Here is a 14,706-nt window from a genome sequence, read left to right on the forward strand (position 1 = left end):
AGACTCACAGCCGTCAGGTAGTAATAAGGGAGGAGTCGGCGCTCGATTTGGCGACGACCTCGCGGCGGGCGACGCGACGAGCCAGGCGGGACTCGCCCCACTTGATGAAGCCGACGCCGCCGAGGATGAAGACTCCGCCGAAGAGCTGGATCGGGGCGGGCATCTCGAAGAGGACCAGCCAGGCGACGATGACGGAGAACGGGACCTCGACGAGATTGACGAACGATCCGACGGTCGCCCCGACATAGCGCAGACCGAGGATGCCGGTGATGTACGCGCCGACGGTGAAGACGACGATCATCGCCATCGGCACGACCCACGACATCGACACCCCGCCGAAGTCGACGTCCGCAGTCACCGCGTTCCACGGCATGACGCCGGCGAGCACGATGGCCGACATCGCCAGCGCCCCGATGCCCATGCCCAGGCCGGTCAGTGCGACCGGCGGGATCGTGATCGTGTCCTTCGCAGAAACGAGGAAATAGCTGGCCAGGCAGACCGCCGCGGCCATGGCCATGACCACGCCGAAGATGCTGATCGACGACCCGCGCAGGTTGAGCACGAGCAGGAGACCGATCATCGAGACCACGACACCGATGAACGTCACGGTCGCCGGCCGAGTCCGCGTCCGGGCCCAGATCCAGAAGACGATGAGCATCGGCGCGGTCATCTCCAGCAGCAGCGCCACGGCCACGGTGAGGTGTTCGACGGCGACGAAGTAGAACCCCTGGACACCGGCCATCGAGACCAGGCCGTAGGTGACGACGGTCCGCCAGTGCGTGAGCACTTCGCCCCAGCGTCCGCGAAGGGCGATGAGGGTGGGGATGAGCAGCAGGATGGCGGAACCGGCCAGGCGGATGAGCACCACCGCGCCCGGCGTCCACCCGATCGCGTACATCGTCTTCGCGATCGGCCCCGACACCGCGAAGAAGAACGCGGAGGCAAGAGTGAGCAGGAACCCTGCGATGACGGTGCGATTCATTCCTGACCTCCTGATGTGGTGAAACGTCGAGTGGTGTTCGGGGACAGATGTCCGCCGAGGCAGTGGTGCGGTGTTGAGTTGGTGGTGCGGTGCCGGATCATGACCTCGCCGAGGCGGCCCGACGATCGCCAGTTCCCCTCGCCGAGGCGGCCCGACGTCGACATCGGCGTGACCGTTTCGTCGTTCTGCCGTGCCTGCGCGTCGTCGGGCTGTGCAGGACCTCAGCGGGTCCTGTGGAATGTCCGGTTTCAGTATCGACCCTGAAATTGAAATGGGTCAAGTGCATTTTGGTCCTTACATCCTGTGGCAGAATGGTTCCCGCCATGGCCTTCACCTACGACATTCGCGCGAACCTCACGATGCTCGTCGACCTCCTCAACACCTCCGGCGACATCACCGACGGCGACGATGAACTGACGACAACCGCGAAACTCCGCGAATTCGCGGCCCGACACGACTTCTCCGGCCCCTTGACCGCCACCAGAAACGACGTCGACGAGACCCTGAAACTGCGCCGCCGATTCGCTGCAGCCCTGGACTCGAGCATCGACTCTGAGACCGATGACGAGCTCGAAGCGGGGACGATCGCAGTCGTCGATGAGATCAATCTCACACTCAGCAACTCGGGCTCCGTGCCGCAATTGGTCAAACACGACCACTGGGATTGGCACCTGCACGCCACCGGCGCTCAAGCCAGCCTGGCCGACCGAGTGGCAGCCGATGTCGCCCTCGTCCTCATCGACCTCATCCGCTCCGGGGACCTCGACCGACTCGGCCGCTGTGCCGCCGAGGACTGCCGCGCCTACCTCGCCGACTTCAGCCGCAACCGTTCGAAGCGCTTCTGCGATACGGGCAGCTGTGCGACTCGCACCCACGTCGCGGCCTTCCGCGCCCGCCACTCCGACGCCGATTCCCACGACTGACCCGAGGACCCGACCATGTCACTTGAGCCGCTGCGCATCAGCGCCGGACGCAAGCTCGCCGCCGGCCTTGCAGGCATCATCACCATGTCGATCACACTGACGTCGGGCTTCGCCACCTCAGTATTGATCTTCCTCCCCACCGGCCCTGCGGAACCGCTCAGCCAGAAACTCCTCTTCGGCACCCTCGCCGTTGTCGTGGCCACCATCTCTATGGCCGTCAGCTTTCTACTCGTGCGTGCGGCACTCGGCCGCATCCGCACCGGCGGCAGCCTGTCTCGATTCTTCCGATATCAACTGGCAGCTTTCGGGATCGGCGGCGGGCTCGGCCTCGGCTTCGCTCCAGCCATGACCGACGCAGCTCCGGCCTGGTGGGTGGTTTCGATTGCCGCCGGCGTCGGACTCATCGCCGTCTCCCTGCTCGCCTTCCGCAAGGCCCGCCACCCGATCCTCAGTCGTCCCCCGTTTCCGCACTTGGGCCTGACCGAAGGCAGTGTCATCGACTACTGGTCCGAAGCCCATACGAGGGGCCCGAGCCTGACCGTGGTTCATTTCGTCGACGACAGGGGGCGAGAGCGGTGGGCGCGGCACCTCGTCCAGCAGAGCCCGTCGCTGGCCGGGACGCGCGGCCAGGTGGTCTATGACCGTCGTCGTCCTGAAAGAGTTCAACGCTTCGCCGTCACCCAGCAGCTCTTCGATCTCCGCCCGCCGCGCGAGATCCAGGAGAATCCGACATCTCGGTCGCACACCATCCTCCCGATGCCTCCCGGCCCTTGCTCGCCGCGGGAAGGACGAAGACAATCGAACCGCCCACGCTGAGCAGAACCCACCTACGCCCACCTCGGCGAGCATTTCTGAGCACGAACTGGCCACGACCACATATTTCACTGAAATCGGGCTTTCGTTCCTGAGTACGAATGCGCGATCAGGGGCCCAAAAGGACTTTCCTGAGAGTTTTCGAGTGACCCGCATCACATTCGCATTCAGGTAACCTCCAGCACACTCCCAGAAATGGGTCTCAGACTGGTTTCATGACTACAGCACAGAACGACACCGACATCGAAGCCACACTGCTCGTTGTCGATGATGAGCCCAATATCCGCGAACTCCTGTCCACCAGTCTCCGCTTCGCCGGCTTCGACGTCGTCTCCGCCGCCAACGGCGCCGAGGCCCTCCGCCTGGCCGAGCAGACCGAAATCGATCTGCTCGTCCTCGACGTCATGCTCCCGGACATGGACGGCTTCACCGTCACCCGCCGTCTGCGCCAGATCGGCATGAACGCACCCGTCGTGTTCCTCACCGCCCGTGACGACACCTCGGACAAGATCACCGGACTGACTGTCGGCGGCGATGACTATGTGACGAAGCCCTTCAGCCTCGAAGAGGTCGTCGCCCGCATCCGCGCCGTCCTCCGCCGCACCCGCAATCTCGAGGACGAGGAGAACGCCGTCATCGTGGCGGGCGACCTCGAACTCGACGACGACACGCATGAGGTCCGCCGCTCCGGCATCCTCATCGACCTCTCCCCCACCGAATTCAAGCTGCTGCGCTACCTCATGCTGAATACGAACCGTGTGCTCTCGAAGTCGCAGATCCTCGACCATGTGTGGGAATACGACTTCGGCGGCGACACCGGGATCGTCGAGTCCTATATCTCCTACCTGCGCCGCAAGATCGACGTCACTCCGGAGACGGATGCCGCCGGCCACCCCGTCGAGATGGAGTGGACCCCGATGATCCAGACCAAGCGCGGGGTCGGCTACATGCTGCGCACACCGGAATCCAAGTAGTCGTCCATGCAAGGACGATAGATTACATACGTGGCAATAGAATCCCGTCCCTCCCGTCCCGGCTTCTGGGAAGAATGGTCTCTGACCACCAAGCTGCTGGCCATCATGATGCTGCTCATGCTGCTCGTCCTCACGGGGACGAGCGCGTGGGTGTTGGAGAACCTGCGCGACAGCCTCGTCCAGCGCACCGATGAACGTCTCATCAGCGCCTCCGAGACCCTGGCGAAGCAGGCCTACCAGGATGTGTTCCAACAGGCCGAACTCCAATCGGGGGAGGATGCCGACAGCGGCGAGGATGCGCCGTCGTCGACGACGATCGATTCGAATTCCTGGGATCAGCTCAAGAGCCTCCTGCCGGGAGGCTTCTATGTGCAGTTCTACGACACGAACGGTGATCCGATCCGCGATCCCGTCGCCCCGGAGCCGCAGAACCATCCGATCCTGCCGAAGGTCGATGAGCAGGAAGTCTATGCACGCGGCGGCGAGCCCTTCACCGTCGCCGGGACGAGTTCGAAGTGGCGAGCGCGGGCGATGAAGGTCAAGAACACCGACGTGCTCGTGTCCATCGCGGTGCCCTTCGACCGCGAGGTCGACAACATCAACGAGCGGGCCCGGAACACGATGATCGGCATCGGTCTGCTGGCCCTGGCGATGGTCGCCGGCGTCGGCTACTGGGCGATCAACAACACGTTCCGGCCGCTGCGCGATATCGAGAAGACCGCCTCCCGCATCGCCGCCGGCGACCTGTCCCAACGCGTGCCCAGTTATCCGCGCAACACCGAGCTCGGTCGTCTGTCGGCGGCGCTGAACACCATGCTCGGACGCATCGAGGACTCCTTCGACGGACAGACCCGCTCGGAGAAGCGCATCCGCCAGTTCGTCTCCGATGCCTCCCACGAGCTGCGGACCCCGTTGGTCACGATCCGCGGCTATGCGGAGCTGTACCGGCAGGGTGCGATTACGAAGTCCGAGGACATCGGGAATGCGATGGAGCGGATGGAGTCCGAGGCCAAACGCATGGGCGTCCTCGTCGACGATCTCGTGGTCCTCGCCCGCCTCGATGAGCAGCGGGCCGCCGAGATCGGTCCGATCGACCTACACAAGGTCGTCCGCGATGCCGCCGCCGATGCCGCGGCGCAGGCCCCGGACCGCGATATCAGCTTCATCGGACTCGACGGCGAGGATGCCCAGCCGGTGCCGATGATCCGCGGTTCCGAGTCGAAGATCCGACAGGTCATCGTCAACCTCGCCGGCAACGCCGTACGCCATACGCCTGAGCACACGGCGATCGAATTCGCCGTCGGCGTCGTCGGTCTGCCCGAGTCGGTCGACCCCGATTCCGCTGATACCGGCGAGATCCGTGAAGGCGGCGCCCGAGGTCAGAACGGCCGCAACGGGGCGAAGAACGGGGCGAAGGACAAACCGCGTGAGCGCGGATTCGTCACCGGTGGGGTCCGCATCTTCCGCCGAGGCGACTCTGCCGGAAGCGACCAAGCCGACACCCAGCCGAACCCCCAGACCGGACCGCAGGCCGAAGAACAGGCAGACTCGCACAGCGCTGCACAGACGGGACCGCAGACCGGACCACAACCCGACCTGCAGTCCGGGGACCGGCCCGAAAGCTCCGAGCCGGCGAACATCGTCCCCGATGTCACAGCGGCCGGATCGATCACGGTCGATGAGTCTCTGCGCGGATTCCCCAACGGTCGGGTCCGCTTCGAGGTCAGGGACCACGGCGACGGAATCGATCCCGAGGTGGTCCCGCGCATCTTCGAGCGCTTCTACCGTCTCGACGTCTCCCGGACCCGGGACACCGGCGGATCGGGCCTCGGGCTGTCGATCGTCAAGGCGATCGTGGAGAACCACCATGGTTCGATCTCCGTCCACGAAACTCCGGGCGGCGGTGCAACGTTCCGCATCGACCTGCCCATCTCTGAAAACGGCGAAACCGCTGCGGACACACGAAAGGACGAGCGATGAACGAGAACAACGACCCTCAGAATCCGGGTGAGGTGTCCCGCAGCTCCGGACCGGGCGATCAGTCTCCGCGCACGTCAGCGGATCAGGACAGCGCTTCCGCCGGGGGGCGCCGCAGCCCATCGGCCGGAGGCTACCGCGGATCCGGTACCGAGGTCCCGCGCACCTTCCCGTCCCAGCCCAACGGCCCTGCTCGGGTCAGTCCACCCGTCGCCCCGCCCGAGAGACGCCCCGACGTTCCGTCGACTCAAACACAGAACCCTGTGGCCGCATCCCCTCACCGAGGCGGCTTCCCCTCCCCGCAGCCCGCCCCCTCCCATCCCGGTGGGCAGCAGGGAGGACAATACGGCGAACGATCGGACGGGCAGCATGGCCAGCCGGGCCAACCTGGCGGCCAGCAGGCCCACCCCCAGCAGCCGGCGCCGTATCAGGCAGGCGGGCAGCCGTCGCCGTATCGGGCAGGCGGGCAGCCGTCCTCGCCGTATCAATCCGGCAGCCAACAGCAGGGAGGCCAGCCGGGCTACCAGGGACACCAGAGCGCCCAGGGCAGCTGCGGCAGTCAACCGCAGCCTGGTCAGCCGGACGTCCAGCAGAACCAGCCTCCGCACCATTCCCCGTACGGTGTGGCCCAACAGGGTGGGCCGCAGGCGTATCCGGGTCAGAACAACAACGGTCAGTACGGCACAGGCGCTTCTGCCTCCGGAGCCGGAGCAGCTGCAGCCGGTGCCGCGGCAGCCGGTGCTGGCGCCTATCAGGGCGGTGCGAGCTCCCGGCAGACAGGTTCCGCCGGCTATCCATATGACCCCAGTCACCCGAACAGCCCTGACCACCCGAATGGTCCCGGCTACCCGAGTGATCCCGGCTACCCGAACGCTCCGGACCAGCAGAATGGTCCCGGCCAGTACAACGGTCCGGGCCAACCGACCGGCTCCGACTCCTATTCGGCAGCCGCCGGATCGGATCCCTATTCCTCGGGATTCGCAGCCGCCGGGACCACCGGCCCCGGCGGACCCGGTGGTCCCGGCGGCCCAGTCGGGCCGGACGGGTTCGGACCGTACGGAGCTCAGCAGCCGCCTCGGCGAGAGAAGAAGGGGCCCGGTTGGGGTGCGACGGTCGCGATCGCGCTCGTGGCCGCCCTCCTCGGTGGGGCCCTGGCGTTCGGCGGGAACTATGCGCTCTCGGCGCTGCAGAATGACGAACCGCGCAAGGTCGCCGAGCAGACGATCGAGACTCCGGACTGGACGCAGGTGGCGGAGAAGACCTCGGACAGTGTGATGTCGATCCAGGTCGGCACCCGCGGCCAGGTGCAGGGCCTCGGCTCGGGTGCGCTGTACGACGATCAGGGCCACGTCATCACGAACAACCACGTCGTCGCACCTGCGGATACCCCCGACGGCGAGATCGCGGTGACGATGAAGAACGGTGAGACGACGGAGGCGAAGATCGTCGGCCGCGATCCCTCGACCGATATCGCCGTCATCAAGCTCGAACAGGTTCCCGACAGCGTGAAACCGCTGGTCATCGGTGATTCGAAGAAGCTGACCGTGGGCGATCCGGTGATGGCTCTGGGCAATCCGCTCGGTCTGGCCAACACCGTGACCACCGGCATCGTCTCCGCACTCGACCGTCCCGTGTCGACGGAGAACATCGGTGAGGATGCCTCCTCACAGGAGAAGGAGATGACGATCACGAACGCCATCCAGACGGATGCCGCGATCAACCCCGGCAACTCGGGTGGACCGCTGGTCAACGGTGACGGCGAGTTCATCGGTGTGAACTCGGCGGCGGCATCGCTGAGCCAGGGTGAGGGCGGACAGTCCGGATCGATCGGCATCGGCTTCGCGATCCCCGCGAATCAGGCCGTGATGATCGCCGATCAGCTCATCTCCTCCGGCAAGGCCCAGCACCCGTTCCTCGGCATCACGCTCACCGACGGGCACATCAACAGCGGCGGGATCAGCCGGGGCAGCGCCAAGGTGCAGTCCGTGGCAGGCGGATCCCCGGCGGCCAAGGCCGGCATCAAAGACGGAGACGACATCATCGAGGTGGCCGGAACCAAGGTGAACAACGCCATCGCCCTGCGCGCCCTCGTCCGCGCTCAGCCGGTGAACACTCCGGTCGAGGTCACTGTGGTCCGCGGCGGACAGGAGCAGAAGCTCGACGTCACGCTCGTGCTGCAGTAGGTCCGCGACTCAAGCGTCCGAACCTGAGGATGCTGCCGCGACTGGGCCACCTGGAGGGTGTGGACAGCCGAACGCTGTCCACACCCTCTTTCCGTGCTCTTCCACTCCTCGAGCAGCACCGTCGACACTGATCTCGTCTCGCCCGACCGCGGCGGGTCGTTTTCGACCAAGAGGAGTGATCATGAGTTTCGAAGTCGACGCCGAACGCGTCCAATCCGCCGCCACAGCCGCCGCGAACACCTCCCGCAACCTCGTGTCCGAGTCCGACACGATGATGCGCAATCTGCTCGCGCTCCAGGAATGCTGGCGCGGCAGCGCAGCACAGAACTTCCAGGCCGTGGTCAACCAGTGGGAGCGCGCGCAGAAGCAGCTCATGGAGTCGCTCAACTCCGTCCACGGCGCACTCCACACGGCGGCCCGACAGTACTCCGAGGTCGAGGCGGCGAACTCGCGTCTCTTCGCTCCCTGAGACCCCCGAGATTCCGCGGCGGGAGTCTGTTCGTTCTCGTAGTGGGCGTCTGGCAAACTATCAGCCTTTCTCAGTAGACTTGAGAACGATAGTTCGCGGCGGTGTTGGCCAAGAATCTCCGGACCGGGGTGGATCGGGTTGGCAGCGTCGGGTCAAACCAATGCAGGAGTCGACTACGGATGAGTATCTTCCAACGGATCGCGACGATCTTCGGAGCCAAGGCCAACAAAGCTCTGGACAAGGCCGAGAACCCCAACGAAACCCTTGATTATTCGTACCAGAAGCAGCTGGAGCTGCTGCAGAAGGTCCGTCGTGGTGTTGCCGATGTCGCCACCAGCCGGAAGCGTCTCGAGCTGCAGATGAATCAGCTCGAACAGCAGCAGAACAAGCTCTCCGGTCAGGCCGAGAAAGCCATGCAGATCGGCCGCGAGGACCTCGCCCGCGAGGCTCTGACCCGCAAGTCCGGGCTGACCCAGCAGATCACCGACCTGCAGTCCCAGCACGAAGGACTCCAGGGTGAGGAGCAGAAGCTCACTCTCGCCTCGCAGCGCCTCCAGGCCAAAGTCGATGCCTTCCGCACGAAGAAGGAGACGCTCAAGGCCACCTACAACGCCGCCGACGCACAGACGAAGATCGGCGAGGCGTTCTCGGGCATCTCGGAAGAACTCGGCGACGTCGGACTCGCCGTCCAGCGCGCCGAGGACAAGACCGCGTCTCTGCAGGCGCGTGCCGGTGCCGTCGACGAGCTTCTCGCATCCGGAGCCCTCGACGATGTCACGGGAACCCAGAAGGACGACATCACCGCCCAGCTCGACTCCCTCTCCAGCGACAATGACGTGGAGATGGAACTCCAGCGGATGCGCGAATCCCTGCCTGCCGGGTCCGAGAAACAGGACCAGAAGTCGCTCGAAGGTGAGGACCAGCAATGATCATCCGCATCATGGGCGAAGGACAGTTCGACGTCGCCCACGTCGACCAGGACCTGCTGCAGAAATTCGACAACCAGGTCGAGGACGCCGTCAATGCCGGAAACGAGGAGGCCGTTCGCACCGCGCTGAACTCCCTGCACGACTACGTCACGGCCAACGGGCAGCCGGTCGCCGATGACTACCTCGGATCCTCCGATGTCGTCATCCCATTCGTCGACGCCACCCTGGCCGAGATTGCCGAACTGCTCACCGGCGAGGGCTTCATCCCGGACCCGGCCTGAAACCACTGAGCACCCATATGCACCCGGCCCATTGTCTTCGCTTGAGACGGTGGGCCGGTTCTGCCACACCCAGAGAGGAACTACGATGAAGAATCGCTTCGTCAAAGACAACGGACTGACCATGCGGATGGGATGGACGATCTTCCTCAACGGGCTCATCTACGTCATCCTCATCCTCGCGATCTGGTGGATGTTCGGTCAGAGCATCCCCGGCGTGATCTTCGCCGTCGTCGTCAGCGCCGGTGCGTTCTTCTTCCAGTGGTACTTCTCCGACAAGATCGCCATGCGAGCCATGGGCGGCCGGGAGGTCACCCCCGAGGAGGCTCCGGAGCTGCACACGATCATCGACCGACTCTGCCAGCTGTCTGATTCGACCAAGCCGCGGGTGGCCGTGTCCAACTCGTCGATTCCCAACGCCTTCGCCACCGGCCGCTCCCCCGAGCGCTCGGTGGTGTGCGTGACCCGCGGTCTGCTTGAGAAGCTCGACCGCGATGAGGTCGAGGTCGTCCTCGCCCACGAGCTCTCCCACGTCGCCCACCGCGACGTGACCGTGATGACCGTCGCCGGCGTCACCGGTGTGGTCGCTGCACTCATGATGCGCGCCGGGTACTACATGAGCTTCGGACGGTCGAACAACAATAACAACGGCATCCCGATCCAGCTGCTCTTCATCCTCGTCGGAGCCGTCGTCTACGGTCTGTCCTTCGTCCTCATCCGTGCCCTCTCCCGGTATCGTGAGCTTGCCGCCGACCGCGCCGCAGCCATCCTCACCGGCGCTCCGTCGACGCTGGCGTCGGCACTGACGAAGCTGAGCGGGGACATGGCCAAGATCCCGGAGAAGGACCTGCGGTCGTCCGCCTCGGCGAACCATCTGGCGCTCATCCCCGCCATCAGCGGAAAGGCCGCCTTCGGTCAGCTCTTCTCCACCCACCCTTCACTCGAGAAGCGCCTGGACCAGCTGGCGAAGATCTCCGGTCAGCTCTCTCGCCCCGAGTGAGCATCCGCCGCACCCTTGAACTGCGCACCACCGAATTAGGAGCTCCATGGGATTCTTCGACGCACTGCTCGGTCGATCCAAACCGAAACGGGCCAACCTCGACGACCTGTTCGCCCTGCCCCCGGCCGCACTGACTCTGCAGGCAGCGACCGGCTTCACCCCCACTGGCGTCGGGGCGGTCGCTTTCCGTCAGGTCGAGGGGGCCGCGTTCCAGTCGGCCGAGTCCGAAAGCATCGCCCTCATCGGCTCCGACCCGGCCGCCTCGGTGCGGCAGGAGAACGACGGTTATGGGTTCACCTGGCAGGTCGTGGCAGATGCGAACGCCGAGGTGGTCAACCTCGTCACGAATATCCATGCCGTGAACTCGGCGCTGGTCAGCCAGGGCTTCGACACGATGCTGCTGTGCACGACCGTGTACTTCGTCCATCCCGATGGGCGTCGGATGGCGCTGGTCTACCAGTACAAGCGCGGGACCTTCTACCCGTTCGTCCAGTCGGGTCCGAAGCAGCGGGACAACCCCTTGGAGATTCAGGTCAAGGGCGTCCTCTCCGGTGAGCTGCCGTTCGAAGAGGACACCTCGAACTGGTCGGCACTGTGGGATGCCCCGGGCATGAACGACACCCCCGGTGCCCCCGAGCTGCAGTAGGCGCCCCCGCTGCAGTAGCCGATCCCGTCGCAGCGGGAATCCCGGCTGCAGTGAGCAATCCGATCCGGACAGAGTCATGGAGGGCGTCCCCGCGGGGACGCCCTCCATGCGCATATGAAGCAGTCAGCTCTGTTTGCACAGTTCTGCTTGCCGGACCGGCAGTCGGTTCAGACGGCAGAGCTGTCAGTCCTGTTCGGCAGCCACCTCGATGACTTCGCCGAGGGCTTCGACGCGGTCGCCGGGACGGATCGTGGCACCGCGTCGGGTCTCGACCTCACCGTTGACGCTGACCTCACCGTCGGCGATCATGTCTTTGGCCATAGCGCCGTGTTCGGCGACTCCATGGAGTTTGAGCAGCTGACCGAGCCTGATCGACTCGCCGCGGATCTCGATCGTCTCCATCAGAACAGGTCGCCGAAACCGTCGAACAGGCCTCCGCCGTCACCGCCGTCGCCTCCGAAGAAGCCGCCGCCGTCACCGCCGCCCATGTCTCCACCGGCGTCTCCGCCGGCATCGCCCATGTCGCCTCCGTAGGCGCCGTCCCAGCCCCCGCCCATTCCGCCGAAGAGCATGGCACCCATGAGGACGCCGGGCAGCAGACCGGAGCCTGCATAGGAGTTGAAGTAGCCGCGGTTGTATTCGGCGTAGGCCGGTCCGGCCTCCCAGTAGGCGCGACGGGTGTGTCCGTCGCCGGTGACGACCTTGCGCACCAGCGGATCGGCGCCGACCGCAACACGCTCGGCGTCGGCTGCGCATACCGGCACCGGACGCAGCTGACCGCCGGCCGGAGCCCAGTCGATGTCTTCGACGGAGGGGCCGTGCTGAGGGTTGAAGAAGCAGGGCGGGCGACGCACGGGAAGGGGTTTGCCTTCGACCCGGGCGCGAACGCACTTGGCGGCGTAACGGCCGTCTTCGAGCGCCTCGGTGACGTGGCGGATGTCAGTGGGTTCGGAGACCTTCTCGAGGGTCTCCTTGGCGACGTCGTACGAGTCGAGTGCCTGCTTGTAGTCCTGCGCACCGCCCGTGTCGAGGTCGACACCGGCGGTGATGACATCGAGTTCGGCGACTTCCTCACCGAATGAGGTGACGTCCTCTTCAGCAGTCTTCTTCACCTGCTGAAGTTCGGCGGCGTGCAATTCCCGCTGCCGCTGCTTCTCCTTGCGGTGACCGATGAAGAAAACGGCCCCGAGAACAACGAGCAGCAACAGAAATACTTCGGTCACGATCCATGCCTCCCAGGCTAGCTTTGTCCTCGAACAGTATGCCCGATGAAACTGACAGGCGTCTGAACCTGTGCCCCATATCCGCTCAGTCCCGAAGCTCGTTCAGACCAGTCCCACGACGCCTTTGACCAAGGCCGCGATTCCTCCGCCGAACGCGAGGACGAGCATCCCGATCCGCGCGATCGCCGCATCGATGTGACGGGAGAGCCAATCACCGCCGACGAGCCCGGCCAGGAGGACGGCTCCGAGCCCGATCCAGACCCCGACCTCCAGATGCGGCCAGGTCCCTCCGTTGATGATCACCTTCATCACCACCGCCGAGGCGGTCCCGACGACCAGGAACGGCTGCAGGGCGGCCGCGAACGACCGCTGCTCCCAGTTCGTCAGCACAGCGTAGGCGCTGACCGCCGGTCCCCCGGCTCCCGCTGCCGCCGACATCGCCCCGGAGAAGAGCCCGGCCGTCAGCCTGGTGCCGAGGTTCGCGGGTATCGCCCGCCCCAGCTTCCCCAAGGTCAGTGAGCTGATGAGAGAGATGACGATGAGCGCACCGATGAGAATCTGCAGGGGTGGGGTGGGCATCGATGACGAGAGGAGCGCGCCGGGGATCGTTCCGATCACCGCACCCAGGGCAAGGTGGCGGAACGGAGGCCATTCCACCTCGGCGAAGGTGCGGACGAAGACGGAGAAGGAGGCGACGATTCCGCAGATGTTGACGAGGATGACTCCGCTGAACGGGTCGAGGAGGAGGACGAGGAACGGGCCGCTGACCAGGCCGAATCCCATCCCGGTGACGCGCTGGGACAATGCACCGAGGAACACGGCGAAGAGGATGAGCACGACGACGGGTTCCACCCGGTCGAGTTTAGCTCAGCCCGATTCCCGGCTGACGCTCAGTCTCACCACTGACCGCGGGGTTAGAGTATTCACCATGAACGCCAGTCCCCTCTGGTCGCGGTTCAGCGCAGATCCGCGGTCGTATGGGCAGGTCCGAGCCTCTGATGCCGATCGCGCGATCGTCAGTGATGTCCTCTCGGAGGGCTATGCCCTCGGTCAGCTCGATGTGGAGGAGTTCGATGAGCGCACCGAGGCGGCCGCGAAGATCAAAACGCTCGGTGAAGTCCCAACGCTGATCGAGGATCTCGTCCTCTCCGATCCCGCCGATGTCGAACCGAGCAGGCTCGACGAGGCGGGGCGCGCGCAGGCTCTGGCACGTCTCGAGGACGACCGGGTGCCGATCACTCCCGAGCAGATCGATGCTGCGTCGCAGAAATACTACCGGGATCGGGTGCGGAGGTCGTTGCTCGGCGCCGTCGCAGGTCCTGTTGGGATCACGCTCGCGATCTGGGCGATCTCGTCGATCGCTTCAGGTCAGTTCATCTTCTTCTGGCCGATCTTCGTCATCGTCCCCATGCTCTTCGGCGGATTGGGGCGCATCGCGCACAAGGACGAGATCATCCGCAACCGGAAGAAGGAGCTGACTCGCCGGGCTCGGGCCCACCTCGGCGATGCTGAAGCCAAACGACAGCTCGAGCAGGGCGAACCGCAAGAACGCGATTTCGAATCCGATTTCGGTACGGGGCTGCAGCCGCCGCACCCGCCCCACCCGCCGTTCTCCCCCGGGCAGATCTCACGCCGGGATGATCGGAACCGGCGCAGGGCGCAGCGCCGTCATCACCGTGACAACCCGTGGGACTGAGGGTTCGGCTCAGTCCTGGAAGATCCGGATCTGCCCGAAGTCCTGCGCTCTGTGCGTGGTGAACCACATCGTGTGCGAGAAGTGCCGCAGATCGTCGCCGTCTGCCTCGGCCTGCCAGTACCCCCACGCGGCCGCAGCCTTGCCGTGGGTGATCGCTGCTTCGAGGTGTCCGACCTCGGGCGAATGAGCGGACAGCGTCAGCAGCGCCTCGAGGACGCCTTCGCGACCCGTGTGGGTTTCGACGCCGGTCGGGTGGACCATCTGGAGGACGCAGTCGTCAGCGACCGCCTCGGCGAGGGCATCTCCGTCCCCGTTGAAGAGATTCTCTTCGAACGTTGCGACGAAGACGTTCTTCGGACTGTTTCCGCAGGCATCGGTGCCGGTGAAGGTCATGGACCCAGCCTATGCGGAGCGCGGGCGGCGGAACAACGGTTCGGTGAGCCGCCTCGGCGAGAGAATTCGAGAGTGCCGGGCGCTCTGCCCGGGAATGCGAGACGCTCTGCCCGGGGAATGCGGGACCCTCTGCCCCGGGAACGGCGGAAACACGGCTGGAGAAGGCGAGCATGAGAAAAGCCGTGCCGGCGCCCTTGCGGGCACCGGCACGGCCGATCGA

The 14,706-nt window shown here is 65.3% G+C and carries 16 protein-coding genes; 11 read left to right on the forward strand and 5 right to left on the reverse strand.

The window, feature by feature from the left end:
* Positions 1-13 precede the first annotated feature (13 nt).
* Positions 14-982, reverse strand: a complete 969-nt coding sequence (locus FHG09_RS06190; protein WP_152346810.1) for an EamA family transporter — start codon at positions 980-982, stop codon at positions 14-16.
* Positions 983-1,293: 311 nt separating this feature from the next.
* On the opposite strand from FHG09_RS06190, the gene FHG09_RS06195 reads away from it, so the two are divergent.
* The 10 genes from FHG09_RS06195 (at position 1,294) to pspAB (ending at position 11,174) form a co-directional block, all read left to right on the forward strand.
* Positions 1,294-1,905, forward strand: coding sequence for a CGNR zinc finger domain-containing protein (locus tag FHG09_RS06195; RefSeq protein ID WP_227492579.1), 612 nt, complete (start codon positions 1,294-1,296; stop codon positions 1,903-1,905).
* 15 nt (positions 1,906-1,920) lie between these two features.
* Positions 1,921-2,721, forward strand: a complete 801-nt coding sequence (locus FHG09_RS06200; protein WP_152346811.1) for a hypothetical protein — start codon at positions 1,921-1,923, stop codon at positions 2,719-2,721.
* Positions 2,722-2,933: 212 nt separating this feature from the next.
* Positions 2,934-3,692, forward strand: a complete 759-nt coding sequence (locus tag FHG09_RS06205; RefSeq protein WP_152346812.1) for a response regulator transcription factor — start codon at positions 2,934-2,936, stop codon at positions 3,690-3,692.
* A gap of 30 nt (positions 3,693-3,722) precedes the next feature.
* A complete protein-coding gene (locus FHG09_RS06210; protein ID WP_227492580.1) occupies positions 3,723-5,672 on the forward strand; it encodes a sensor histidine kinase in 1,950 nt (649 codons plus the stop codon).
* A complete protein-coding gene (locus tag FHG09_RS19770) occupies positions 5,669-7,852 on the forward strand; it encodes a trypsin-like peptidase domain-containing protein (RefSeq protein WP_193627299.1) in 2,184 nt (727 codons plus the stop codon). The genes FHG09_RS06210 and FHG09_RS19770 overlap by 4 nt, the downstream gene beginning before the upstream one ends.
* A gap of 181 nt (positions 7,853-8,033) precedes the next feature.
* Positions 8,034-8,321 (forward strand): WXG100 family type VII secretion target, encoded by a 288-nt coding sequence (locus FHG09_RS06225; protein ID WP_035321190.1) that lies wholly within the window; start codon positions 8,034-8,036, stop codon positions 8,319-8,321.
* 179 nt (positions 8,322-8,500) lie between these two features.
* Positions 8,501-9,250 (forward strand): PspA/IM30 family protein, encoded by a 750-nt coding sequence (locus FHG09_RS06230; protein ID WP_152346813.1) that lies wholly within the window; start codon positions 8,501-8,503, stop codon positions 9,248-9,250.
* On the forward strand, positions 9,247-9,531 hold the full coding sequence (pspAA, locus tag FHG09_RS06235) for a PspA-associated protein PspAA (protein WP_152346814.1): 285 nt from the start codon (positions 9,247-9,249) through the stop codon (positions 9,529-9,531). Before FHG09_RS06230 ends, pspAA begins: the two co-directional genes overlap by 4 nt.
* Before the next feature lie 85 nt (positions 9,532-9,616).
* Positions 9,617-10,528, forward strand: a complete 912-nt coding sequence (gene htpX, locus FHG09_RS06240; RefSeq protein ID WP_152346815.1) for a zinc metalloprotease HtpX — start codon at positions 9,617-9,619, stop codon at positions 10,526-10,528.
* A gap of 46 nt (positions 10,529-10,574) precedes the next feature.
* Positions 10,575-11,174, forward strand: a complete 600-nt coding sequence (gene pspAB, locus FHG09_RS06245; protein ID WP_152346816.1) for a PspA-associated protein PspAB — start codon at positions 10,575-10,577, stop codon at positions 11,172-11,174.
* Positions 11,175-11,357: 183 nt separating this feature from the next.
* Here pspAB and FHG09_RS06250 read toward each other — a convergent pair whose 3' ends face one another.
* The 3 genes from FHG09_RS06250 to FHG09_RS06260 form a co-directional block, all read right to left on the reverse strand.
* Positions 11,358-11,576, reverse strand: coding sequence for an RNA-binding S4 domain-containing protein (locus FHG09_RS06250; protein ID WP_152346817.1), 219 nt, complete (start codon positions 11,574-11,576; stop codon positions 11,358-11,360).
* Entirely contained in the window at positions 11,576-12,397 is an 822-nt protein-coding gene (locus tag FHG09_RS06255; RefSeq protein ID WP_152346818.1) for a hypothetical protein, read from the reverse strand. Before FHG09_RS06255 ends, FHG09_RS06250 begins: the two co-directional genes overlap by 1 nt.
* Before the next feature lie 102 nt (positions 12,398-12,499).
* Complete coding sequence (locus FHG09_RS06260) at positions 12,500-13,249, reverse strand: sulfite exporter TauE/SafE family protein (RefSeq protein WP_152346819.1); 750 nt, start codon at positions 13,247-13,249, stop codon at positions 12,500-12,502.
* Between the two features lie 76 nt (positions 13,250-13,325).
* Here FHG09_RS06260 and FHG09_RS06265 point away from each other — a divergent pair, with 76 nt between their 5' ends.
* The gene (locus FHG09_RS06265; RefSeq protein ID WP_152346820.1) at positions 13,326-14,093 is read left to right on the forward strand and encodes a DUF1707 domain-containing protein; all 768 of its coding nucleotides are present in this window, start codon (positions 13,326-13,328) and stop codon (positions 14,091-14,093) included.
* Positions 14,094-14,102: 9 nt separating this feature from the next.
* Here FHG09_RS06265 and FHG09_RS06270 read toward each other — a convergent pair whose 3' ends face one another.
* Positions 14,103-14,486, reverse strand: a complete 384-nt coding sequence (locus tag FHG09_RS06270; protein ID WP_152346821.1) for a nuclear transport factor 2 family protein — start codon at positions 14,484-14,486, stop codon at positions 14,103-14,105.
* Positions 14,487-14,706: the final 220 nt, after the last annotated feature.

Source organism: Brevibacterium sp. CFH 10365, assembly GCF_009299785.1.
Taxonomy (GTDB): Bacteria; Actinomycetota; Actinomycetes; order Actinomycetales; family Brevibacteriaceae; genus Brevibacterium; species Brevibacterium limosum.

Excerpts from the sequence above, each read along its gene's own strand:
- FHG09_RS06225 (WP_035321190.1), top strand. The coding sequence starts at position 8,034 with ATGAGTTTCGAAGTCGACGCCGAACGCGTCCAATCCGCCGCCACAGCC.
- FHG09_RS19770 (WP_193627299.1), top strand. The coding sequence starts at position 5,669 with ATGAACGAGAACAACGACCCTCAGAATCCGGGTGAGGTGTCCCGCAGC.
- pspAA (WP_152346814.1), top strand. The coding sequence starts at position 9,247 with ATGATCATCCGCATCATGGGCGAAGGACAGTTCGACGTCGCCCACGTC.
- FHG09_RS06265 (WP_152346820.1), top strand. The coding sequence starts at position 13,326 with ATGAACGCCAGTCCCCTCTGGTCGCGGTTCAGCGCAGATCCGCGGTCG.
- htpX (WP_152346815.1), top strand. The coding sequence starts at position 9,617 with ATGAAGAATCGCTTCGTCAAAGACAACGGACTGACCATGCGGATGGGA.
- FHG09_RS06190 (WP_152346810.1), bottom strand. The coding sequence starts at position 982 with ATGAATCGCACCGTCATCGCAGGGTTCCTGCTCACTCTTGCCTCCGCG.
- pspAB (WP_152346816.1), top strand. The coding sequence starts at position 10,575 with ATGGGATTCTTCGACGCACTGCTCGGTCGATCCAAACCGAAACGGGCC.
- FHG09_RS06230 (WP_152346813.1), top strand. The coding sequence starts at position 8,501 with ATGAGTATCTTCCAACGGATCGCGACGATCTTCGGAGCCAAGGCCAAC.
- FHG09_RS06270 (WP_152346821.1), bottom strand. The coding sequence starts at position 14,486 with ATGACCTTCACCGGCACCGATGCCTGCGGAAACAGTCCGAAGAACGTC.
- FHG09_RS06200 (WP_152346811.1), top strand. The coding sequence starts at position 1,921 with ATGTCACTTGAGCCGCTGCGCATCAGCGCCGGACGCAAGCTCGCCGCC.
- FHG09_RS06205 (WP_152346812.1), top strand. The coding sequence starts at position 2,934 with ATGACTACAGCACAGAACGACACCGACATCGAAGCCACACTGCTCGTT.
- FHG09_RS06195 (WP_227492579.1), top strand. The coding sequence starts at position 1,294 with ATGGTTCCCGCCATGGCCTTCACCTACGACATTCGCGCGAACCTCACG.
- FHG09_RS06250 (WP_152346817.1), bottom strand. The coding sequence starts at position 11,576 with ATGGAGACGATCGAGATCCGCGGCGAGTCGATCAGGCTCGGTCAGCTG.